Genomic DNA, 21685 nt, shown 5'->3' with positions numbered 1-21685 from the left:
AACGGCCAAGACGCTTGCAGCGACGATATGTCGCACGTCACCTGGAGGCAGTGGGTCGTCTTCTCATGGCGGGACTGCCTATTCTTCCTGGCATTCCTTTCTCCGAGTGTTGGTGCCATGAGCTCATCTATCGCCCATCCATTCCGAGTTGACCCGCTGCATGGGTATTTCAGTGCAGTGCCTTTCGATAGGGCCGCGCGTTGTTTTCAAAGATCGCTGCACTATATCAGGGTGGCCGTCCTTTTAATCCTTCCCATATATCTGACAGCTTGTGCCACCGTCCTCCATGGAACGACCGAGCAACTCGACGTCACTACACAGGTTGACGGCAAACCGTTGGCGGGCGCTAGCTGCGTAGTGAAACGCGGAAACCTGGAAACCTGGGCGGTAACGACACCGGGAAAGATAGAGATTCCGCGAGGGAAGGAAGACCTGCGCATCAGTTGTGTGAAGAACGGTTACCGCATGCCGACAGAAGCCGACATCAAACCGGAATGTGAGGCGCTGGGTTCTGCCGGAGGCGGCGCGTTGGCGGGGGCCGCGCTGGGTGCAACGGCGACCGGCGTCGCTCTGTTCCCGGTTCTGGCGATACCCGGTGCTGGTTGGGTCGTCTGGCCGCTGGCAGTGGGTGGGGGAGCGTTGGTGGGTGGCGCAGCATCGGCGGCCACCGATACGGCCGATGGCGCCGCCTACAGCTACCCAACACCGATCACCATTCCAATGAAGCAAATCACGCCGCGAGAAGGCAATGGGGTAACCCCGGCACCGTGCGCTGCCGAGCAGTGAACGCCCTGAGATACGTTGCGCGGGCAGAAGCAACGCTACAGCCGCATTTTGACCCGCGGAGACGCCTTGTTGTGTCTTTTAAGAAACTCTATGGTAGCAATTAAATCATTTATCTTTCCCCTCTTGAATGATCCTTAGTGTATGCCCGACAGCAATCGGCTCTCCGCTGGGGTTCTGGCGATGGGGATATCTCCATCTTTTTACTTCTAGGAGAAAATACAATGAAAACGAAAACGCCATCGCGGTCACTCGCGCAGCGCGAGTGCACTGCATTGATATCCGCCGCTGCCACCTTGGTCATCGGGTCGGCTCTCGTCACGCCAGTAAGTGCTTGTACGGATTTCATGTTGCCCGAGCCTCCGGCTTCGATGGCCAGTGTTCCCGGTAATCTGACGGCAGTCTCCGCGCGTACGATGGATTTCGAGGTCAATCTGGGGTGGCAGATGCAAAACCAGTCGGCTGGACAAGTCGTCCAGTCAACACCTCCAAACGAAAAAGAGGGGATGTTGGGGCTCAAGTGGACCAGTCTCTACAAATTCATCGGATTTACCGGTCTGCAATATGCCAACAAGCTTGATCCGGATAATCCAGTCATCAAAGATGGCTTGTATTTCGACGGGATGAACGAGAAAGGCCTTTCGGCTGCAATACTATGGCTGGATGCCACTTGGCCGAGCGAAAAGGAGAACAATTATCCGACTCCGCAGCGGGGAGAAAAGAACCTGTCAGTTCACTACCTGGTTAACTATGTGCTTTCGCGTTGCGATACGGCACAGTGCGTAGCGAATTTGTTGCAGGTCTCACCGCAGCCAATCATTTGGGGTGAGTTTCTGGGTGGGGATGTAGGAAAGATGCCGCTAGCCGGTCACTTGGTCGTCCATGATGCCAATAATCGGAGTCTCGTCGTCGAATGGCTGGACAAGAAGCAATTTGTCTATTGGGACGCGGACAAGCAAAAGAATCCGGTCGATCGGGTTAGGGTCGTGACCAATGACCCGCCCTATCCGGATCAGATTGCCATGTTGAAAAATCCTCTTTTCACCAATTTGAAGAAGGCAAATCACTTTAAGGAGTCGAAAGACTACATTACGGCGCCCGAAGAGAATTTGCTGCCTGGGGATTCATCTTCAGGGTCGCGATTCGTTCGCTCGTTCAAGCTAAACCGCGCTTTGTCCGGTAATCCGTCTTTCAAATATAAGCCATATTACTACCTGGGGATGGTGGAGCCCCTCACACAGAAGCCGTTTGACCGATTTGTCGTTCCAGCTCTGTGGCGCGTCCAGTTGGCGAACAAGGTGATTGCGCGAGCTGAGGAGGTCTATGGGGAGTACCCGGCGGTCTTCAAGAAGTCGGATGGTCCATCCGATGATCTAAAGGCGTATTTCCACACCCAGTTCACCTTGATCAGAGATCATTCAAATAAGATTATTTACGTGCGTGGCATCTACAACCAGAACCTGCGCCGTATCGTGCTTTCCGATCTATTAAAGGACAATCCAGATAGCTATACGAAGAATCTGTATGTGGATCCCTTCTCCAAGGGGTCGCACTATAAACTGCAGATGTTCCAGGATGTGGCAGATCAGTTCGAGAAGGATCTGCCGTCTCCGTACGAAAAGTAGCGAGAATTGGTCGGCCCTGAAAACTTCGCTCAAGCGAAGTTTGGCAGGGCCTGGCCATGTCCCGCGTCCGGCCGGGGTCCTGGGAGGGTTGAAGCTGGAGCGGGACCGGCGCTGCCAGGGCCGAAGGGGCGGGCAGGTGGTTGGCTCCTTGCAAGGACGGATCCTTGCAGTGTGTGCGAGGAAATGACCGGCGTGGGCGTCGGTCGGCAGTTCCAACGTCGACTCTCAGGCTCAGTTGCCCCGCTGAAAACTCCCCCGTTTCAGCCCGACCCGCTGGAATCCGGGTTTTCGCGGGTACAGGGACGCCTGCCAGTCATGGCACCGAGTAGAGGAGAGAAAGGGCCAGGACACAGGAGTATTGCTGAGACGTCGGCCGATCGGTGGATGACCCAGCCTGCCGATTGTTCAACGGTACGCGCATTCGGCTCCCGAGCAGTTGGCCGAACATCAGAGCCCGTATCGTGGGCGGTCCGCATAGAAAATGGCATAGTCGGGACCGGGGAAAAAAACAGAAAGGCCGGATGACGCGGCCTTAAATCAGGGATTTATTGGTGGTGGAGTCGGGGCGTGGGTTCGAACTCGTTTTCTCAACGGATGAGGGCTGGTGAGGGTGGTTGGGGGCGGATTGGGGTAGATGTCTCACTGCCGAACGATAAGCCAGACGGCCTCTTCACGCTCCCGCTCAGCGACGGCCAGCGCGGTTCACTCCGCCATTCCGATTGGCTACGCCGTAACCAGCCGTACCCGCAGCACCGGCACCCGCTCCGGGCAGCCTTCCTACACCCGAGGCTGGGCCACCCACACCGCCACGCAAGGCCGGCGTCGCCACGGCGCCAGCCGCCGGGGTGATGGGCCGAGCCACACAGCCCTTCGGCACGCCCGCCGCCTTGCAATACACTACGGCGTCAACTGGTAAGGCGGTTACGGTCAGGGCTAATGCGATTGCCCTCAGAAAGATTGCGCGGTTCATCTTGAGACTCCGAGGTGACGTTACTGGGCTGCGACAAAAAGCGGGATGCCGTCTAATTTTTTGTGTGCGGCAGCCTGACCATTAGAAGCCAGTCACGTCGATTCGTCGATCGAAATTCATTTTCTTGAGCAGCTTGCGCATGGCCAATCGCTCTTTTCGGTCCACGTTGCGGAGATCGAGTTCGTAATCCCGTCGGCGAGTCTTCAGCCGCATGACCGCGCTGGGTTCATTCCATTGCAAGGTTTCGAGGTGATCATCCTCATCGTCGTACCGCTCGAAGGAAAAGGAGACGCCGCGTTCCCATTCTTCCAGAATGGCTTCGTACAACGGCGTGCGAAGCAACGTCAAACCTTGAATGCCGAACGCCGCGGTTGGCGCTGTGACGGCGAAGGAGACGATGAGGTCCTTTCCGCTTTCAGGGGTAATGAACTCGACACGGTCCCGGTTCTGTTGGGCTTCTTTCATCGGACGCCTTGATCTGCCTTCAATCGATATGGGCCCGAGCAGGCCTATGGGGTTCGCCGTCCTGACGGACATGAGGACGCGAACAGGTCCACACAACAGGTCCTTTATTGTTGCATCAAGTGCAGTTGGTGACTAAGAGCGGACTGGACGATACACGTTCGTAGCTGGGTGTCTAATTCCCCGGCGTCTCGGGCCGTCGTTTCAGGCGCGCGGCTTGCACCGTAAGGTGTGCTGCGGCGCGGCGACCATCCTGTTTCTGCTTCGCAGTCACTCGTTACAATGTCTGGGGTCACTTGGCCCGCCAACATGTTGCGCTCAGCGAGCAGCCCGACAACCGCCAGATAATGGCGCGCTCACGCAGTCATAACTGGCGGCCGGCTTGACCCTATTCACAGGACCGCCGCAAAAGGAACATAACGACATTGCCAGCCCCGGAACTCAGCCTCAGCCAACTGGAAAGCCACCTTTGGGAGTCCGCCAACATCCTGCGCGGCCCAGTCGATGCGGCCGACTTCAAGACCTACATCTTCCCGCTGTTGTTCTTCAAGCGCATCTGCGATGTCTGGGACGAGGAATACCAGGAGATCGTCGACGAGGGCGGCGACGAGGAGATGGCCTGGTTCCCGGAATCGCATCGCTTCCAGATCCCCGAAGACTGTCACTGGAACGAGGTCCGGAGTGTCGCCACGAACGTCGGCACTGCGCTGCAGCGGGCCTTGCGCGAGATCGAGAAGGCCAACCCGAACACGTTGTACGGCGTGTTCGGCGATGCGCAATGGAGCAACCGCGAACGGCTGTCAGATGCGCTGCTGAAAGACCTGATTGAACACTTCTCCCGCCTGGCCCTTGGCAACCGGAGCGTCTCCAGCGACATCCTGGGCGACGCCTACGAGTACCTGATCAAGAAGTTCGCGGACGCCACCAACAAGAAGGCCGGCGAGTTCTACACGCCGCGTAGCGTCGTCCGCTTGATGATCGAGATGCTCGACCCGAGACAGGGCGAGACCATTTACGACCCGGCCTGCGGCACCGGCGGTATGCTGCTCGCCGCCGTGCAGCACGTCCAGGAACAGCACGGCGACGTGAAGCGCCTCTGGGGCAAGCTCTACGGCCAGGAGAAGAACCTGACCACCTCGGCCATCGCACGGATGAATCTGTTCCTGCATGGCATCGAGGACTTCCAGATCGTGCGCGGCGATACGTTGCGCAATCCCGCATTCTTCGACATCGATCAGCTTGCCTGCTTTGACTGCGTGATTGCCAACCCGCCTTTCTCCCTGGAAAGGTGGGGCGAGGAGTTGTGGGTCAACGACCCGTTTGGACGTAACTTTGCCGGCCTGCCGCCCTCGTCCAGCGGCGACTTCGCCTGGGTGCAGCACATGGTCAAGTCCATGGCCGAGGGGACCGGACGGATGGCCGTGGTGCTACCGCAGGGCGCGCTGTTCCGCAAAGGGGCGGAGGGCAGTATCCGCAAAAAACTGCTGGAGATGGATCTGATCGAGGCCGTGATCGGACTCGCGCCCAATCTGTTCTACGGCACCGGCCTGGCCGCGTGCATCCTGGTACTGCGCAAACGCAAGCCGGCCACGCACAAGAATAAGGTGATGGTCGCCGATGCCTCGCGCCTGTTCCGCCGGGGTCGTGCGCAAAACTATCTGGAACCGGAGCATGCCCAAGAAATTCAGTCGTGGTTCGAGAAGTTCAATGACGTTCAGCACGCAGTCCGGGTAGTCAGCCTGGACGAAATCAAAGGCGAGGACTGGACGCTGAACATCTCGCGCTACGTGCTGCCGCCGCTGCAGGAAGACGTCCCACCGCTGCCCGATGCCATTGCGGAGTTCAAGGAAGCACTGAAGCGCTGCCGCGAGGCCGAAGAGCGTCTGGCCCGGGTGATGACGGAAGGAGGCTGGTTGAGATGAGCCGGATCACCCAACAGGAACTCGAAAGCTACCTCTGGGGCGCCGCCATCCTGCTGCGCGGCCTGATCGACGCTGGCGACTACAAGCAGTTCATCTTCCCGCTGCTGTTCTTCAAGCGCGTATCGGACGTGTGGGACGAGGAATACCAAGCAGCCCTGGCCGAGTCCGACGGTGACCTGTCCTATGCGCAGTTCGCCGAGAACCACCGCTTCCAGATCCCCGAGGGAGCGCACTGGAACGACCTGCGATAGACGTCGAAGAACGTCGGCGCTGCCATCCAGAAGGCCATGCGCGCCATCGAGTCGGCCAACCCCAACATGCTTGACGGCATCTTCGGCGACGCGCCCTGGACCAACCGCGAGCGCCTGCCCGACGAGACGCTGAAGAACCTGATCGAACATTTCTCGACGCAGACGCTCTCGGTGGCCAACGTGCCCGAGGACGAGTTGGGCAACGCCTACGAGTACCTGATCAAGAAGTTCGCGGACGACTCCGGCCACACGGCCGCCGAGTTCTACACCAACCGCACCGTCGTGCACCTGATGACGCAGCTGCTGGCACCCAAGGCCGGCGAGTCGATCTACGACCCCACCTGCGGCACCGGCGGCATGCTCATCTCGGCGCTGGACGAGGTGAAGCGCTCGGGCGGCGAGTACCGCACCCTCAAGCTCTACGGCCAGGAGCGCAACCTCATCACATCAAGCATCGCCCGCATGAACCTGTTCCTGCACGGCGTGGTGGACTTCGAGATCATCCGCGGCGATACGCTGGCCGACCCCAAACACATCGAGGGCGACCGCCTGCGTCAGTTCGACGTGATCCTGGCCAACCCGCCGTATTCCATCAAGCAATGGAACCGCGATGCCTGGAGCAGCGACAAGTGGGGCCGGCACTTCCTTGGCACGCCGCCCCAGGGGCGAGCAGACTACGCCTTTCAGCAGCATATCCTGACCAGCCTCACCGCCAAGGGCCGCTGTGCTGTGCTGTGGCCGCACGGCGTGCTGTTCCGCAACGAAGAGCAGGCCATGCGGGCCAAGATGATCGAACACGACTGGGTCGAGGCCGTCATCGGCCTCGGGCCGAACCTGTTCTACAACTCCCCGATGGAGTCGTGCATCGTTGTCTGCAACCGACGCAAGCCCGAAGAGCGCAAAGGCAAGGTAATCTTCATTGATGCAGTCAATGAGGTCACCCGCGAGCGCGCGCAGAGCTTCCTCAAGCCCGAGCACCAGCAGCGCATCCTGCAGGCGTTCAAGTCCTTTGTGCCGGAAGAGGGTTTCACTGCGGTGGCGACGCGCGAGCACATCGCCGCCAACGGCGCGAACCTGTCGATTCCACTCTACGTCAAGCGGTCGACCGTAACAGCGAGCGGCAATGGTGACGGCGAAGTCGTGAGCCTGCGTTCAGCCTGGGAGAAATGGCAAACCGACGGACGCGCTTTCTGGCAGCAGATGGATGCACTGCTGGAAGCGCTCGACACGATCAACGCCCCGGATGCCAGCTAGTCAAAGACCAGTTCTGTTTGTTTCTTTACCTGTTAGGTAAATCTTTACTACAATGGAGCGGTACCTTGAAGATTAGCTTCAAGGATAAAGAAATCCGAGATCTATGCGAAAAACAGGCCGCTGCCCAGAAAAAACTCGGGACGGCTTGTGCGCGTAAGTTGCGGGGGCGACTGAGCGACCTGGAAGCCGCGGGACGGGTCACCGATTTGGTAGCAGGTAATCCGCATCCTCTCAGAGGCGGCCGGCGAGGACAATTTGCGCTGGACCTTGCCGGGGGATGGCGCCTCGTCTTCTCTCCGGATCACGACCCTTGTCCCACTCGCCCAGATGGCGGCATTGATTGGGACCAGGTCACCATCGTCTGCGTAGAGTACATCGGGGATTATCATGACTGAGTTGCGTGCACCCTTCGCGCCAGACTGGGTCTCCCCTCCTGGCGACACCATCGTCGACCTCATCGACGAACGTGGCTGGACCCAGGCCGAATTGGCCAAACGTCTCGGCTACACCGAAAAACACATCAGCCAACTGATCAACGGCAAGGTGCCACTTACCGACGACGCGGCGCTGCGTCTGGAGCGCGTGCTGGGCAGCAACGCCGGCTTCTGGCTCGCGCGTGAAGCCAAGTACCGCGAGCACTGCGCCCGACTGGAGGCCGCACGCACGCATGCCGACTGGGTGTCCTGGTTGGATGAACTCCCGGTCAAGGAACTGATGACGAGCGGCGCCATACCCAAGCTTCGCAATGACACCAAGAACAGAAGCGCTTTGGTCGACGCCTGCCTGTGCTTTTTTGGCGTCGCATCCCCGGACGATTGGCGTGCCCACTATGGCGGCATGCAGGTTTCTTTCCGACGCAGCCGGGCAGAGCAGAGTGATATAGGCGCCATATCCGCCTGGTTGCGCTTGGGTGAGCGGCAAGCCGAAAAAATGGATGGTCCGAGATACGACAAAGCACGCTTCGAGAAGGCACTGCGCGAAATTCGTAATCTCACCCACGAAGCGCCGGAGGTCTTCGAACCTCGAATGCGGCAACACCTACGCGAATCCGGCGTCTTGTTGGTGTTGGTGCCAGCGATTTCACGCGCGCATGTTAGCGGTGTCGCACGTTGGCTGAGTCCGACGCGCCCACTTATCCAACTCTCGCTCTACGGCAAGACCAACGACAAATTCTGGTTTACCTTCTTCCATGAGGCTGCACACATCCTGCTGCATGCCAACAGCAAAGAAGACAAAAGATCGGTCTTTCTCGACGATCCCAACGCTAGCGACAGTTCCGACCCCATAGAGCATGATGCCAACCAGTGGGCCGGCAATTACCTGATTCCGGAAAAACACGCGCCTATATTACCCAGTCTGCGCAGTAAGACGGCAGTGATTGAATTTTCCCGCCGGATTGGCGTTCATCCAGGTATCGTTGTCGGGCGCCTTCAGCATGATGGACTAATTGATCCGTCATGGATGAACACGCTGAAACAGAGTTTCCGCTTCAACGCTGAAGCCAATGCCTGAGTACGCCAGATGGCGACAGAGGTTACATGCTTGAGCTTGCAACCTTGCCGCCCGAGCTTGCAACCTTGCTTGCAACCCTGATCGGCAAGGATCGCGATTACCTGCGTAACAAGCACCTGATCCCAATGGTGCGCGACGGCCTGCTCAAATTCCTCTACCCGGAAAGCGCCAAACACCCGAACCAGGCTTACGTGGCCTCAGAGGACGAGGACCCGATATGAATGAGACGGCCCTGAAGCCCGGATGGCGTCGGGTGAAGTTTGGCGAGGTAGTGCGGCAATGTAAGGTGAAGGTTGATCCAGAGACCTCTGGCCTGGAGCGGTACATCGCCGGTGACCACATGGACACTGATGATCTTCGCCTCCGTCGATGGGGCGATATTGGCTCGGGCTATCTGGGGCCAGCCTTCCACATGGGCTTCAAGCCAGGACAAGTCCTCTACGGCTCGCGCCGCACGTATCTGCGTAAGGTTGCCTTAGCTGACTTTGAAGGCATCTGTGCCAACACGACTTTCGTTTTGGAGCCGAAAAGCCCCGACGAGCTATTGCCGGACTTTCTACCGTTTCTGATGCAGACCGAGGCATTCAACGCGTTCTCGGTCAAGAATTCAAAAGGCTCAGTGAACCCATACATCAACTTTTCCGACTTGGAGCGGTTCGAGTTTGTTTTGCCGCCAATGGATGAGCAGAAAACGATTGTCGAGATCCTGCAGGCCTCTCTTTCCGTCGCGGACGCCCAGTCTGATGCACTAAGGAATCTTCAGGGCCTCCGACAATCAACCATCGATCACCTGCTCCGCCTTCCAGAGAGCGGCACATATGTCCGCCTTGAACAGGTTGCGACTATGCAGAATGGTCGCCCCTTTCCAGGCGACGAGTACGGTGATGAAGGCACTAGGCTGCTTCGTCCTGGCAACTTGGGCGCGTCTGGCTATCTGACCTGGCTCACAGATAAGACCGTCTGTCTAGACGCCAAGTGGGAAGTTTCTGCAGCGGACTTCGTGATTCATCCCGGCGATGTTGTCATCAACCTGACAGCACAGTCGCTGGAAGACGGATTCATGGGCCGTGTCTGTCTAACTCGGAAGCACGACAAGAGTCTTCTCAATCAGCGAATCGGGAGGTTCCGCTGCAATGAGAACGTGCTACGGCCGGAGTTTCTGTTCAGATGCTTGCAGACGTCCCGATTTCGCCAGCACGCCCACGCAAACTGCGAGGGCAGCAAGGTTAAGCACATGTTCTGGCAGCACCTTGCCAAGTATAAGATCGGGCTCCCAGACATTTCGGTGCAGGAGGACGTGATTGCCCAGTGCGCCTCGATCGATGAGGCCATTGAGTCCCTCGCTTCTCGCCTGGCTTCGTCGAAGCAGCTGGCTGCGCGTCTGACAAGTCAGCTCGCCGGAGGGACATGACCATGGCCTTTACCGAATCCAACACCGTCGAAGCCTACGTCCGCGACCTGCTCGCAGGACCGATCAAGGCGACACCGGCAAATTCCGCAAAAGAACCCCTGCCCAGCTACGGCCCCAGCCCCAAGGGTATCGGCTGGCGCTACGCAGCCCCCTCCGAGGTACCGCGCCAGATTCAGGAGGTGATGGTCGAGCCCTGGTTGCGCGATGCGCTGATCCGCCTGAACCCGGAGATTGCCGCCCAGGTCGATCGCGCCGATGAAGTGCTCTACAAGCTGCGCGCCATCGTCCTCGCGGTGCGCTCAGACGGCCTGATCCGCGCCAACGAGGAGATGACTGCCTGGATGCGCGGCGAGCGCTCCATGCCCTTCGGCCCGAACAACGAACACGTGCCGGTTCGCCTGATCGACTTCGACGACCCGAAGCAGAACCAGTACATCGTCACCCAGCAGTACATCTATCGTGCCGGCGCCACCGAGCGCCGCGCCGACTTGGTGCTGCTGGTCAACGGGTTGCCGGTGGTGCTAATTGAGGCCAAGACGCCGGTCAAGAAGTGCATCAGCTGGGTGGATGGCGCGGTGCAGGTGCACGACGACTACGAGAAGTTCGTGCCGGAGCTGTTCGTCTGCAACGTGTTCTCGGTGGCCACCGAGGGCAAGGCCTACCACTACGGGTCGATCGGCCTGCCGGTAAAGGACTGGGGACCCTGGCATCTGGATGGCGTGGAGGACGATACGCAGCACCACCCGCTGAAGTCGCTCAAGGCCTCGGCGGAGAGCATGTTGCGGCCGCATGTGGTGCTGGACATCCTGGCCAGCTTCACCCTGTTTGCCACCGACAAGAAGAAGCGCCGCATCAAGATCATCTGCCGCTACCAGCAGTTCGAGGCGGCCAACAAGATCGTCGAGCGGGTGCTGGCGGGCTACCCCAAGAAGGGCCTGATTTGGCACTTCCAGGGCTCGGGCAAGTCGCTGCTGATGGTGTTTGCGGCGCAGAAGCTGCGCCTGCACGCCGGGCTGAAGAACCCCACGGTGCTGATCGTGGTGGACCGCATCGACCTGGACACACAGATCACCGGCACCTTCACCGGCGCCGACATCCCCAACCTGGAGAAGGCCGACAGCCGCGAAAAGCTACAGCAACTGCTGGCGCAGGACGTGCGCAAGATCATCATCACGACGATCTTCAAGTTCGGCGAGGCCGGTGGCGCGTTGAACATGCGCAGCAACATTATCGCGCTGGTGGACGAAGCCCATCGCACGCAGGAAGGCGACCTGGGCCGCAAGATGCGCGAGGCGCTGCCCAACGCCTTCCTCTTCGGCCTCACCGGCACGCCCATCAACCGCGCCGACCGCAACACCTACTACGCCTTTGGCGCGGACGAGGACATCGCCAGCGGCAAGGGCTACATGAGCCGCTATGGCTTCGAGGAGTCGATTCGGGACGGCGCGACGCTGAAGCTGCACTTCGAGCCGCGGCTGATTAACCTGCACATCGACCGCGACCAGCTTGACGCAGAGTTTGCTGAGTTGACACGCGATCTCTCTGCGGCTGACAAGGATGAACTGGCTAAACGCGCCGCTAGGATGGCTGCGTTCCTTAAAACGCCTGATCGCATCCGCAAGATCTGTGAAGATCTCGTCGAGCATTTCCAGACCAAGGTGGAGCCCAACGGTTTCAAGGGTCAGGTCGTCACTTTCGACCGAGAGTCCTGCCTGCTGTTCAAGGCCGAACTGGACAAGCTGCTGCCGCCCGAGGCCACCGATGTCGTGATCTCGGTGCAGGCCGCGGACAAGAAGGGGCACCCGGAGTACGCGAAGTATGACCGCGGCCGCGACGAGGAAGAGCGCCTGCTGGATCGCTTCCGCGACCCGGCGGACCCATTGCAGCTAATCATCGTCACGGCCAAGCTACTGACGGGGTTCGATGCCCCTATTCTGCAGGTGATGTACCTGGACAAGCCGCTGCGCGACCACACGCTACTGCAGGCCATTTGCCGGGTGAACCGCACCTATTCCGAGCAGAAGACCCACGGCCTGATCGTGGACTACCTGGGTATCTTCGACGACGTGGCCGCCGCGCTGGAATTCGACGAGAAGAGCGTGAAGCAGGTGGTCAGCAACATCCAGGAACTGAAGGACAAGCTGCCTGAGGCGATGCAGAAGTGCCTGGCCTTCTTCCATGGCTGTGACCGCACAGTGCAGGGCTATGAGGGCCTGATCGCGGCGCAGCAATGCTTGCCGAACAACGCGATCCGCGACAACTTCGCCGCCGAATTCAGCGTTCTGAACAAGATCTGGGAGGCGCTGTCACCGGACGCTGTGCTGGGGCCCTTCGAGAAGGACTACAAGTGGCTGGCTCAGGTCTATCAGTCAGTGCAGCCTTCCAGCGGCCACGGCAAGTTGATCTGGCACTCGCTGGGCGCCAAGACCATCGAGCTGATCCATCAAAACGTGCATGTCGATGCGGTGCGCGACGACCTGGACACGCTGGTGCTGGACGCCGACCTGCTGGAAGCCGTGCTATCGAACCCCGACCCAAAAAAGACCAAGGAAATCGAGATCAAGCTCAAGCGCCGACTGGGCGGGCACGGCGACAACCCCAAGTTCAAGACGCTTTCAGAGCGGCTTGATGCACTGAAAGACCGCTTTGAGTCCGGCCAGATCAACAGCGTGGAGTTCCTTAAGCAACTGCTTCAGATCGCCAAGGAGACGCTGCAAGCCGAGAAGGAGACGCCGCCCGAGGAGGACGAGGACCGAGGCAAGGCGGCGCTGACGGAGCTACTCAACGAGATCAAGACGCCTGAGACGCCGATCATCGTCGAGAGGGTGGTAACGGATATCGACGAGATCGTTCGGCTTGTACGGTTTCCTGGCTGGCAGGGCACACAGGCCGGCGAGCGCGAGGTGAAGAAGGCCCTGCGCAAGGCTCTCTTCAAGTACAAGCTGCATGCGGATGAGGAGCTGTTCGACAAGGCCTTCAGTTACATTCGGCAGTATTACTGAGGCCGCCTATCCGAGGATGCACATTGCCGATTGGGTGCACCAGAGGGCAGCAGGCTGAATACGTGCTCTCCGTCGGCCAGACGCTAAAGGCGAAACGACCGAAAAGTAGACAGGAAAGCGTCGATCGCCCAAGGTCCTGTCAAAAAGCGATTTGCCCAACCCGCGCCAGTCGTGCGACTCAGTGCGCGTCGGAGAAAGGAGAGAAGGCTTCTGCGGTGGGTGGTTGGTGGAGATGAGGGGGATCGAACCCCTGACCTTCGCATTGCGAACGCCGCTCCTGAGATATAAAGGTTATTTTAATCAAACACTTGCTGCTTGTGCGCACCTGCAGCGAAGCGTTCGAAAGCGTGAGAAACCGCGGCCTGTGCGGATAAGCACGCATAGTTTTTGGCATAGTTCTTCAGAATAGGTTTGCGTCTACCCGCAGTGCGTGCTGCGGAAATTGAACCAGCACAAAGGCCCCGAAAGCTCTCAGAAGATATTGAATGATAGAGATGGCGGAGCGTGTTGAAGCGTCTCTCAATGCCACAGTCACGTCCCAGTAGATGAGCCGGAAGCTCGGCTTTACACCTTCTTGCTTTGCGCGGATGCTGGATCCGTGGTATGACTAGGTAGTACCAGCCCTGTCATCCAATCGAGTCACCTCATGGCCACCGTCGAAAAAATCAGCATCGCGCTCACCGAGGACTTGGCGGCGCTCGTACGTAAGGCTGTGGAGAGCGGGGACTACGCTTCAACGAGCGAAGTGATCCGCGACGCGCTGCGTGACTGGAAGGTCAAGCGCGCCGCCCGGGACGAGCAAGCCGCAGAGTTGCGGCGCCTCTGGCAAGAAGGGATCGATAGCGGTGTCGCAGGCCCGCTCGACATCGACGCTATCAAGCGAGAAGCGCGCACGCTCGTAGAAAAGGCCGGCCGGTAACTCTGGAAACTGCATGCCGACCATCACGCTTTCGCAGAAAGCGAAGCAAGACCTGCAGGCAATCTGGGCCTACATCGCGAACGACAAACCCCGCGCTGCAGACCAGACCCTCGATACCATCAACGAGCGGGTGCAGCTGCTGGCCGACAATCCAAAGCTTGGCCCGCTCCGGACCGACATCGCACCCGATCTGCGTTACCTCGTCATCAACAACTACCTCGTGCTCTATCGGGAGACCGCCGAGGGCGTGTTCATTGTCCGCGTCCTGCACGGCGCCCGAAATCTCTCGGCAATTCTCCGCGACGACACCGCAGAGTAGTGCCGGTCCGATCGAACACCGTTCATGTGCGAGCGCCGGTATACCTTGGGCCAAGCATGACCAAGACGTCATTCATGAACGGAGCCATCCCTGACCCTGGGAGCGCTTCCATAACGCGCCGCAGGAACGACGCGCGGTTGCCGGCGTTGCAGCGAAATAACGCCGATCCATGGCAATCAATCGCCCAAAGGGTTGGGGCGTTGCTCGGAACCCGGGCTGACTGCCGATCGTTCATGTCCGGGAAGCTCGATCCGGATAGAATGGAAAAAACGAAACAGCATTTGAGATGACCGGCGAAGCGCTGCTGCCTGACACACAAGCGATCATTGAGCAACTGGAGGCCCTGAGCGGCTATCCCGTTTCCTGTGTCGCCGATCCCGCGATCGGCACGTTGGCGACCATCAGCGCCGCAACCCCGGACCGGCCGATCCACCTGATTCGCTACCGGCCGGGCGTCGTGTCCCGGGATTACCAGATTGCCGTCGAAGCGGGTTACGCGATCCGCCTCTTCTCCATGCGTCCCGAGGACCGCTTCCAGCTGCGAGCGCGGGGAGGCTGCCGAGAGCGGGTCATCGGGGAGTTCAAGCACTTGAACCCCGAACTCGCCGACAAGCTGGTTCGTGAAGTGGGTGGTCAGTTGTTCGACGGGCTGATGCTCCAGCTGCGGTCCTGTCCCGCCGGGATACTGCTGGATCTATGGCTCTACCGGGACTACCCAGGCCTCCGCCCGCAGCAACGGCAGAACCTGGAAACGCAGTGCCAGGGGAACGTCAATTGCCTTGCGGGCAAATACGACCGCGAGTTTCCGAAACGGATCGTCCAGGGGAACCGCGCGATGAATGCGGCCTATGCCTTGTTCGCCGCCGATCTGCTCCAACAACCGCAGCTGGCGATTCCGTATCGGGCCGCCGGCCTGGAGTCCGTGGGCACGGCGCTGCTCCAACACGTTTCCGGGCAGCCGATCGAGGCGATCGATGATCGCCAGCTGATTACCGCCTGGGCCGAGCAACTGAATGTCGCGGATTGGCTGGACTGGGCCCCGTTGGACTGAGTCGGCACAGAAGTCGAAGACCATGAGTGAACCCATCCACTACCAGCTTGATGAGGCGGCCTTTGACCTGACGCTACTCCCGGAGAATGCACGGACCGTCGGGTCGAGCGCGTTCCGGGCCCAGGTGCAGGCCTTTTTCGAACAGCAGTACCGCGGTGTTGCCGGTGAAACGACGGTCTTGTTCGAGAACGGCAAGATCAGCGTCACTTGGATACCGAGGACGGCCGACGAGGACCCGCGAGCGGCAGTCCTGGCATTGCTCCAGAGTGGCCGTTACGACGAAGCCAAGCCGTTGCTGGAGACGGCGCTCCAGGCCAACCCGCGGGACCACGATGCCTTGTACAACCTCGGTATGGTCTACAGCGATGAGGGGCGTTTGGCCGAGGCCATTAAGCTGCTGCGCCGTGCCACCGACGCACAGCCGGATTATATGAACGCCTGGGTCGCACTCGGCGTCGCGGCGCTGCGCTCCGGCGACGCTGAAGCGGGAAAAACCGCGCTGGAGCGGGCGATCGAACTCGATCCGGACAACCCCCATGCGCTCCGGTCGTTGGGTACGCTGCGCCTCATGAACGGCCAGACCGACCGCGGTATCGAGCTGTTGCGGCGCGCTGTGGCCTTGTCGCCCGACGATCCGGTCGCCCGGTTGACGCTGGCCCAAGGCCTGATCGAACAGGACATCGAGCGGAACACAGCGGAAGCGGATGGCCTGCTGCGCGAGGTCTTGCGGCTGTCACCGCAAGGCGAAGTCGCTGAGAAGGCCAAGGAGGCGCTGGGAAAACTTGCCGCAACCCGGTTCCGCGGTGGCGCTGGCGAAGGTGTCCGGCCGGATGCGCTGCACTACTGTCTCGATGCGCTCGAACGCTTCGACGGCATGGCTCGGGACACGTTGATGCCGATCGTCATGGAAATGGCGAACCTGGGGCAAGGCGGCCTGCCGGTCAACGATCCTGCGAAGAAATTCCGGCTCCAGTTATTGCCCGGCGAATTCAGCGCGCTGCAGCTCGTCTGCATGATGCACGTCGGCTTGAAGCAGATCGATCCAAGCCTCGATTCCGGCTTCGATATCGGCAAGGAATACGCGGCGGCGCAGGCGTTGCATTCGGGGAACGGGCGGCAGGGATGAGGAAATCAGCACCGACTCTGTGCGGCTCGGAACAAAAAGGGCTGCATCAACTCTTTTTCCGAAAAATGTCCACTGTTGTCTCCAGACACGGCCGCAAGTCCAGGTCCGATGACCCAATCTGTAGCCAGTCCTCCGGCTTCTGGTAGAAGTCGAAGCCGCGGCCGATCTTGATTGTCCATCCGTTGGAAAGGCGTACCTCGCGATCGTGCAGTTGGGCATTGACCCGATAGACGAACTTGATGCCGTGGTCGAGCAGGCTATCCGCGATCGTGGCGAATTTTTTCCACATCTCGTCTTGCTGTGCTTTGTTCTCGGCACTGGTGACCAACTCGAGTTCCTGTATGCCTCCGGTCCTGACCAATAGTTCGCAGAAGCGGACAAAGTTACTCATCTGGTGCGGCAGACGGATATAGGGATCTTCGACTTCCACTTTCTTGGCGCCCACTAGATAGTCGCCGAAGATGCTCTGGTAGGAATGCCCGAGGTCGCCATAGTAGATGCGGAAATGCTTTTCCCGGGGGCCTGTCCTTTCATCTATCGGTTTGGGCGCTGGTACTTCCGAGTCCGCCTCTTCAGTTGGCTGCGCCAACTCGACGACGGATGGCTCGGTGCGCGATTCCGGCGCCTGCTGCGCCGCCGAAGGCAGGTCCGGCACTATCGGCCGGTCGTCCGCTTGGTCGTCGATGCGCCGCATCCGATTCGGGTGCTGTGTCGCCGGGATTCCCTTGGATTCCGGGCAGACGATGACGATCTCCTTCTCTGACGAATCGAAATAGGAGAGTTCGATTAGTGCAAACTCATCATCGGCCTTCCGCTTGTTCATCTGCTCCTTGACGCGACGACGCCCTTCTAGGGCATATTCGGTGTATTGATCTAGCTCTTCCCGCGTTGGCTCATCGCCGGGATGGAGGATCTTCAGCAAGCCACAAATCGTCTTCTTGATCCCTGTTTCATCCCTCCCCTCGACCGCCTTGCCGAAACGACAGCGGTTGGTCACATAGTCATACCGGTTGGTCTTCTTGGCGACGTAATGGAAGGCCTCGGCCAGATAATCGGTGATCAGCCCATAGCCCGAAGTCAGAAAGGCGCTACTGTTCTTTGGCATTTCCCACCCCGGAAGATAGGTGTGGAAACGATCCATGATGGCCAGATCAAACGATTGGGGCAACGCGATGAACAGGTCGTGTTTCTCTGACCGGACTAACTGTTCGATGGAATGATCGATATTGCCGATGAACGCGAAGCTGGCATCCGCAATGACATCCGCGCCGCGCGAAAAGCGCCCGTTGGCCATGTAGTCCTTCATGATGGTGATCGTGTTCGGGTCCTTGATCTTGACCCCCCCCACCTCATCGAAGGCAATGATGTCCCAAAACCCCACCATGCCGACCTGTCGCCGATTGTTGTTGTAGAACAGGGTCGGCGTGCTGGCTTGCCCTCCGCTGATCAGGGTCGAGTAGGGCGAGAATTCGCTGAAGACGTAGGATTTGCCGGTGCCACGCGGTCCGAGTTCGATGAAGTTGTAGTTCTTCTCGACGAACGGAATCATGCGGGACAACAGGTGGAGCTTCTGTCGGAACGAGAACTTGGGCGGCTCCAGGCCGATCGTCCGGACGATAACATCCAGCCACTCGTCGCGGGTGAACTGCTTCCGCGCTTCTACGAACGCGTCGAAATCGAACCGGGACAGCTGAATCGGGCGGAGATCCTCTATATAGAACGCGTAGTCGTCGTCCTCAACTTCATTGTGGGCGATGAGTACCTCAGCCCAGATGCCGCCTTCCAGGATCCGATCGATGCCTCGGTAGAACTTCTCGGGAATTGCGATCCTGCGGGAATTGAAGTTCTCCATCTCAGCCCAATGCCGCTTCTCACGCTCCTTGTAGGTGACGTGAACCTTGTCGATGAAGCGGTGCTTGCCGTGCTGCTGCACGTACGACTGTGCCTTGTTCGACTCGTCGGGTCGGACATAATTGTCCTGCAGCGTTGCCAGCACCGCTTCCATACCGGCGTCGATTTCGGCCGGATCGTCGCTGGCACAATAGCGCGCCAGCAGGAACTCCAGCACAAAGGTCGGGACGTTGGTGCCCTTCTTGATCCGGTGCAGTAAATCCTTGCGGACCACTTTGCCGGGGTAAGCCGCATTCAGCTTCTGGTCCAGATCGCTCATCCCGTTACACCGTGTAATCCGTTTCCAGGTTCAGGCTTGCGTAGACAGCAAGGGTCGAGGGGTTGATCGCCTTGACGGTGAATTTCCCTTCGTATTCCATCTGCATGCGCAGGGTCACATTGACCCGCTCCCCCGGCTTCAGCGCGATGGTCCCGGAAGCCGGATTCACAGGGCCCCCGGGCTTGGCTTCGCCGACCACGTTCCCCTTGGCATCGTGTGCCTCCAACGCCAGTTCAACATTGTCGCCCAAGGCAAAAAGCCCCTCTTCCTCGACACTGACTTCGATGCTTGGCAACCGTGTGGTGATCTTCTTCGTTCCCGCGCGATACGCCAGTTCCACCTGCACGACGCGAATGCTTTCCTCCGTCTGCTGGCTCAATCGTGCCACCAGCACCGGCACGATCAGCTCCTGCAGAGAAGCACCGCTGTGAAAGTACGACAACCCCGACTGATAGGGCGCCAAGCTGCGGGGACATATGTACGCTGCGAAGTCCCCTCGAATGCCGGCCCGCTCGGCAGGCAGTAGCAGGTTATGGGCATCGCCGGCGCCCGCGCCTAGCATTGACCGGTCCTTGCGGAACGTCCAGTTGCCGCCTGGTTTCACGCAGACGTCGCCGGAGGACGCGTGGGCGTTCAGGAAAAATCCATGGTCGGTCGCGATCACCGCTTCTGCGTAGCCAAGTTTGCGGAGCTTATGGAGCGCCGCCCGGATCCGCTTTAATTCTTGGGGCACCAGCGCCAGAGCCGTATCAGGATTGTTTTCGAGCTGACTGTCGATGTCGTAGGAGCGGAGCACCAGAAGGTTTGTCGTGGGCGGGATGCGATCCGCGCCCTTTTTCAGAAAGTCGGCAAGGGTCGTCTCGGCGAAGCGGTCGCCAAAGCGGCGGCGGAAGGCATCCATTCGTTCCGTCACGGTCCGAACCGGGAAGTCGCCGAGCATGGGCACGAGCGCGTCGTCCTGGCATTTGAACCAGAGTGCCTGAGCCGCGTCGGGTAGGAGGCTCGCCATTCCCACCAGGGTCACCGAGGGTAAGGAAGCGCAGGCCATATGCAGGTCCACCGGACCATCCTCAGTGAGCTGCTTCTCCAGTTCGACGCCTAGCTCGTAACGCAAGGCATCGATCAGCAGGTAAGCGACCTTCCGACCGCTGTCCTTCAATTGGGGGGCAACAAAGCGATCGAAGACCTGAACATTTCCCAAGCGTCCTGGCAGAGGCCAACCGGTGGACTCCAGATACCGAATAAACTGGGCCTGTGCCTTTTCAGCCAAACTCCGATGCGCTGCCCGGGCCGAGGTAATCACATCGCCCAGCAGATCATAGGGGTCGATTAGGTCTGGAATCGCCTGCTCCAGTTCCCGTTGTAGACGATCGCCCTCACGTAGGCTGACGGCGTAAAAGTCGACCAGTTCGTCCAAGCTCTTGCTGTGAGTCCCTAACTGCCGCGATAAATCTTCGCAGCGTTCGATCAGATCGAACGCCGATTTCAAGAACGCCCATTGCGCCTGATGCTCGGCCCGTGCCGTCCAGACCGAGTGCGTCCGCGAAACCATGATGCCGCGCGCCGTGTCCAGGTCGCTGGCTTCCAGGGCCGTAATTGCCCGGCGCAGGAAGCTGCGTTCTTCAAACGGAAACGTGTCGCGATGACCCAGATCAGCGATCTGCGCGCAGTGGCTCGTTAGCGTCAATTCCTTCTCGATCTCGGGTGCCTTGTCCAGGTAGGCTGGACGCGTGCGGAGGTCGTGCCGAAGCTGCTCGCAGAGATCCTCCACCAACAACCGCGCGGTTGCGGGTGCTCTCGGTACGCCGGAAAGCGCCGCGGGCAGGTCGCTTGGCAGGTCGAAGGCGAACTCGCTGAACAGAAGGTAACGCCAAAGCTCTTCTGCAATCGCCGACCATTTCTTGGCCTTGGTCTTAAGATCAAGGCCCAAGGTCCCCTGAAGAAACGCCTTGGCCTCCCCTATCCAGGCAGCTCCGGCACCCAGCGCATCAGCCTGATCCGGTTGTGGCGCTAACAGCCCCAACAGAATGTCACGAGCCGACTCGGCGCGTAACAGCGCCTTGAGTTGGGGCCAGCCCGTCCCTGTGCCGATCGCGTCGATAGTGGCAAAGGAAGGTTCCGGATCGGCCTGAAACACATTCCGAATTTCAGTGGCGTGATCTGGCTTGGCGCGCAGGCACAGGGCGAGAAACTCGTCGGCGTCGCCATTGGGAAACGTGCCGCCGCACACCGCATACACGGAGAACGGATCGAGTTGTTTTTCTTCCGGCGTAACGGGTGGCTTACCTGGAACGTAGACGAGCAGCGATTCGACCGCATGCTGTCGGTCGCCGACCTGGAGCAAGGCTGCCATCGCTGATTCCCGGCCTTCCAGGCTGCTCTCGCTGGCATCGACCACCACGCAGCGCTCGTCGGCAAATTCCAGGCAGAGGTTTCGATAACGTCCCTGCCGGTCATAGACCACCAGGCATCCCTGCTGCTTCAGCCTAGGCAGCAGGACAGTGTCACGGATAAATTCGGCGATACGCATCGTCAGGGCTCTGAGCTCGTGAACAGCTTTCGATACTTATTCCGCACATTCGATACGCTCCTGATAGACGGTCACCAATTTGTGCGTGTCGCTCAAAGCAGCGATGCGGTGCCAATGAAGCTGCAAAAACGCGAACAGATCGCGCATCTTCAGATTGCCGATCCGCAGGTGGATCACTCTCGGCGGGGGCTCGCTCAGCAACATCCAGTCCGAGAAATCAGCGTCCTTGGTCAGGATGGTCAGGCTGTTCCGCAGGGCGTACTGCCAAATCTCGTGATCCGGCCACTCATCATCTAGATCGAAAACATGAAGGAACTCGCTGTTCTGCCACAGCGAAAAGCGATAGGGCAAATTCGCGTCGATCAGATACCGCGCCAT

At 59.4% G+C, this 21685-nt stretch carries 18 protein-coding genes; 14 read left to right on the top strand and 4 right to left on the bottom strand.

Going from position 1 to position 21685, the window contains the following annotated elements:
• Positions 1 to 357: 357 nt before the first annotated feature.
• A complete protein-coding gene (locus ACW73L_RS11555; protein WP_498922126.1) occupies positions 358 to 786 on the top strand; it encodes a hypothetical protein in 429 nt (142 codons plus the stop codon).
• A 221-nt stretch (positions 787 to 1007) separates the two neighbouring features.
• Complete coding sequence (locus tag ACW73L_RS11550; protein ID WP_498922124.1) at positions 1008 to 2408, top strand: linear amide C-N hydrolase; 1401 nt, start codon at positions 1008 to 1010, stop codon at positions 2406 to 2408.
• Positions 2409 to 3459: 1051 nt separating this feature from the next.
• On the opposite strand, the gene ACW73L_RS11545 is transcribed toward ACW73L_RS11550, so the two are convergent.
• Entirely contained in the window at positions 3460 to 3843 is a 384-nt protein-coding gene (locus ACW73L_RS11545) for a hypothetical protein (protein WP_498922122.1), read from the bottom strand.
• Between the two features lie 422 nt (positions 3844 to 4265).
• On the opposite strand from ACW73L_RS11545, the gene ACW73L_RS11540 reads away from it, so the two are divergent.
• The 12 genes from ACW73L_RS11540 to ACW73L_RS11485 all read left to right on the top strand — a co-directional run bounded on the left by ACW73L_RS11540 (position 4266) and on the right by ACW73L_RS11485 (position 16607).
• Positions 4266 to 5762, top strand: coding sequence for a type I restriction-modification system subunit M (locus ACW73L_RS11540; protein ID WP_498922121.1), 1497 nt, complete (start codon positions 4266 to 4268; stop codon positions 5760 to 5762).
• Positions 5759 to 6013 (top strand): type I restriction-modification system subunit M N-terminal domain-containing protein, encoded by a 255-nt coding sequence (locus ACW73L_RS11535; RefSeq protein ID WP_498922119.1) that lies wholly within the window; start codon positions 5759 to 5761, stop codon positions 6011 to 6013. Before ACW73L_RS11540 ends, ACW73L_RS11535 begins: the two co-directional genes overlap by 4 nt.
• A gap of 36 nt (positions 6014 to 6049) precedes the next feature.
• Positions 6050 to 7267, top strand: a complete 1218-nt coding sequence (locus ACW73L_RS11530) for an HsdM family class I SAM-dependent methyltransferase (RefSeq protein ID WP_498922117.1) — start codon at positions 6050 to 6052, stop codon at positions 7265 to 7267.
• A gap of 65 nt (positions 7268 to 7332) precedes the next feature.
• On the top strand, positions 7333 to 7662 hold the full coding sequence (locus ACW73L_RS11525; protein WP_498922115.1) for a type II toxin-antitoxin system RelE/ParE family toxin: 330 nt from the start codon (positions 7333 to 7335) through the stop codon (positions 7660 to 7662).
• Positions 7655 to 8779: a helix-turn-helix domain-containing protein gene (locus tag ACW73L_RS11520; RefSeq protein WP_498922113.1), complete on the top strand. Its 1125-nt coding sequence runs from the start codon at positions 7655 to 7657 to the stop codon at positions 8777 to 8779. Before ACW73L_RS11525 ends, ACW73L_RS11520 begins: the two co-directional genes overlap by 8 nt.
• A 26-nt stretch (positions 8780 to 8805) precedes the next feature.
• Positions 8806 to 9000 (top strand): hypothetical protein, encoded by a 195-nt coding sequence (locus tag ACW73L_RS11515; RefSeq protein ID WP_498922111.1) that lies wholly within the window; start codon positions 8806 to 8808, stop codon positions 8998 to 9000.
• Positions 8997 to 10190: a restriction endonuclease subunit S gene (locus tag ACW73L_RS11510; RefSeq protein WP_498922109.1), complete on the top strand. Its 1194-nt coding sequence runs from the start codon at positions 8997 to 8999 to the stop codon at positions 10188 to 10190. The genes ACW73L_RS11515 and ACW73L_RS11510 overlap by 4 nt, the downstream gene beginning before the upstream one ends.
• A gap of 2 nt (positions 10191 to 10192) precedes the next feature.
• Entirely contained in the window at positions 10193 to 13192 is a 3000-nt protein-coding gene (locus tag ACW73L_RS11505; protein ID WP_498922108.1) for a type I restriction endonuclease subunit R, read from the top strand.
• 646 nt (positions 13193 to 13838) lie between these two features.
• Entirely contained in the window at positions 13839 to 14111 is a 273-nt protein-coding gene (locus ACW73L_RS11500; RefSeq protein ID WP_498922106.1) for a type II toxin-antitoxin system ParD family antitoxin, read from the top strand.
• A 13-nt stretch (positions 14112 to 14124) separates the two neighbouring features.
• Positions 14125 to 14430, top strand: coding sequence for a type II toxin-antitoxin system RelE/ParE family toxin (locus tag ACW73L_RS11495; protein WP_498922105.1), 306 nt, complete (start codon positions 14125 to 14127; stop codon positions 14428 to 14430).
• Positions 14431 to 14716: 286 nt separating this feature from the next.
• Positions 14717 to 15481: a hypothetical protein gene (locus tag ACW73L_RS11490; RefSeq protein WP_498922103.1), complete on the top strand. Its 765-nt coding sequence runs from the start codon at positions 14717 to 14719 to the stop codon at positions 15479 to 15481.
• 22 nt (positions 15482 to 15503) lie between these two features.
• On the top strand, positions 15504 to 16607 hold the full coding sequence (locus tag ACW73L_RS11485) for a tetratricopeptide repeat protein (protein ID WP_498922101.1): 1104 nt from the start codon (positions 15504 to 15506) through the stop codon (positions 16605 to 16607).
• A 46-nt stretch (positions 16608 to 16653) separates the two neighbouring features.
• On the opposite strand, the gene brxL is transcribed toward ACW73L_RS11485, so the two are convergent.
• From brxL to ACW73L_RS11470, 3 genes are read right to left on the bottom strand one after another with little or no spacing between them, the layout of a single operon-like run.
• Positions 16654 to 18777, bottom strand: a complete 2124-nt coding sequence (gene brxL, locus ACW73L_RS11480; protein ID WP_498922099.1) for a BREX system Lon protease-like protein BrxL — start codon at positions 18775 to 18777, stop codon at positions 16654 to 16656.
• A gap of 4 nt (positions 18778 to 18781) precedes the next feature.
• On the bottom strand, positions 18782 to 21307 hold the full coding sequence (locus ACW73L_RS11475; RefSeq protein ID WP_498922097.1) for a PglZ domain-containing protein: 2526 nt from the start codon (positions 21305 to 21307) through the stop codon (positions 18782 to 18784).
• A gap of 36 nt (positions 21308 to 21343) precedes the next feature.
• The gene (locus tag ACW73L_RS11470; RefSeq protein WP_498922095.1) at positions 21344 to 21685 is read right to left on the bottom strand and encodes a DUF5615 family PIN-like protein; all 342 of its coding nucleotides are present in this window, start codon (positions 21683 to 21685) and stop codon (positions 21344 to 21346) included.

The sequence above is a fragment of the Methylolobus aquaticus genome, assembly GCF_054172105.1.
Note: the sequence above shows the minus strand (reverse complement) of the source record. Positions and strands in the feature narration are given on the sequence as shown.

Coding starts and splice junctions, on each gene's coding strand:
- ACW73L_RS11550 (WP_498922124.1), top strand. CDS start 1,008: ATGAAAACGAAAACGCCATCGCGGTCACTCGCGCAGCGCGAGTGCACT.
- ACW73L_RS11545 (WP_498922122.1), bottom strand. CDS start 3,843: ATGAAAGAAGCCCAACAGAACCGGGACCGTGTCGAGTTCATTACCCCT.
- ACW73L_RS11535 (WP_498922119.1), top strand. CDS start 5,759: ATGAGCCGGATCACCCAACAGGAACTCGAAAGCTACCTCTGGGGCGCC.
- ACW73L_RS11530 (WP_498922117.1), top strand. CDS start 6,050: ATGCGCGCCATCGAGTCGGCCAACCCCAACATGCTTGACGGCATCTTC.
- ACW73L_RS11520 (WP_498922113.1), top strand. CDS start 7,655: ATGACTGAGTTGCGTGCACCCTTCGCGCCAGACTGGGTCTCCCCTCCT.
- ACW73L_RS11515 (WP_498922111.1), top strand. CDS start 8,806: ATGCTTGAGCTTGCAACCTTGCCGCCCGAGCTTGCAACCTTGCTTGCA.
- ACW73L_RS11510 (WP_498922109.1), top strand. CDS start 8,997: ATGAATGAGACGGCCCTGAAGCCCGGATGGCGTCGGGTGAAGTTTGGC.
- ACW73L_RS11505 (WP_498922108.1), top strand. CDS start 10,193: ATGGCCTTTACCGAATCCAACACCGTCGAAGCCTACGTCCGCGACCTG.
- ACW73L_RS11500 (WP_498922106.1), top strand. CDS start 13,839: ATGGCCACCGTCGAAAAAATCAGCATCGCGCTCACCGAGGACTTGGCG.
- ACW73L_RS11495 (WP_498922105.1), top strand. CDS start 14,125: ATGCCGACCATCACGCTTTCGCAGAAAGCGAAGCAAGACCTGCAGGCA.
- ACW73L_RS11490 (WP_498922103.1), top strand. CDS start 14,717: ATGACCGGCGAAGCGCTGCTGCCTGACACACAAGCGATCATTGAGCAA.
- ACW73L_RS11485 (WP_498922101.1), top strand. CDS start 15,504: ATGAGTGAACCCATCCACTACCAGCTTGATGAGGCGGCCTTTGACCTG.
- brxL (WP_498922099.1), bottom strand. CDS start 18,777: ATGAGCGATCTGGACCAGAAGCTGAATGCGGCTTACCCCGGCAAAGTG.
- ACW73L_RS11475 (WP_498922097.1), bottom strand. CDS start 21,307: ATGCGTATCGCCGAATTTATCCGTGACACTGTCCTGCTGCCTAGGCTG.
- ACW73L_RS11470 (WP_498922095.1), bottom strand. CDS start 21,685: ATGGCGCGGTATCTGATCGACGCGAATTTGCCCTATCGCTTTTCGCTG.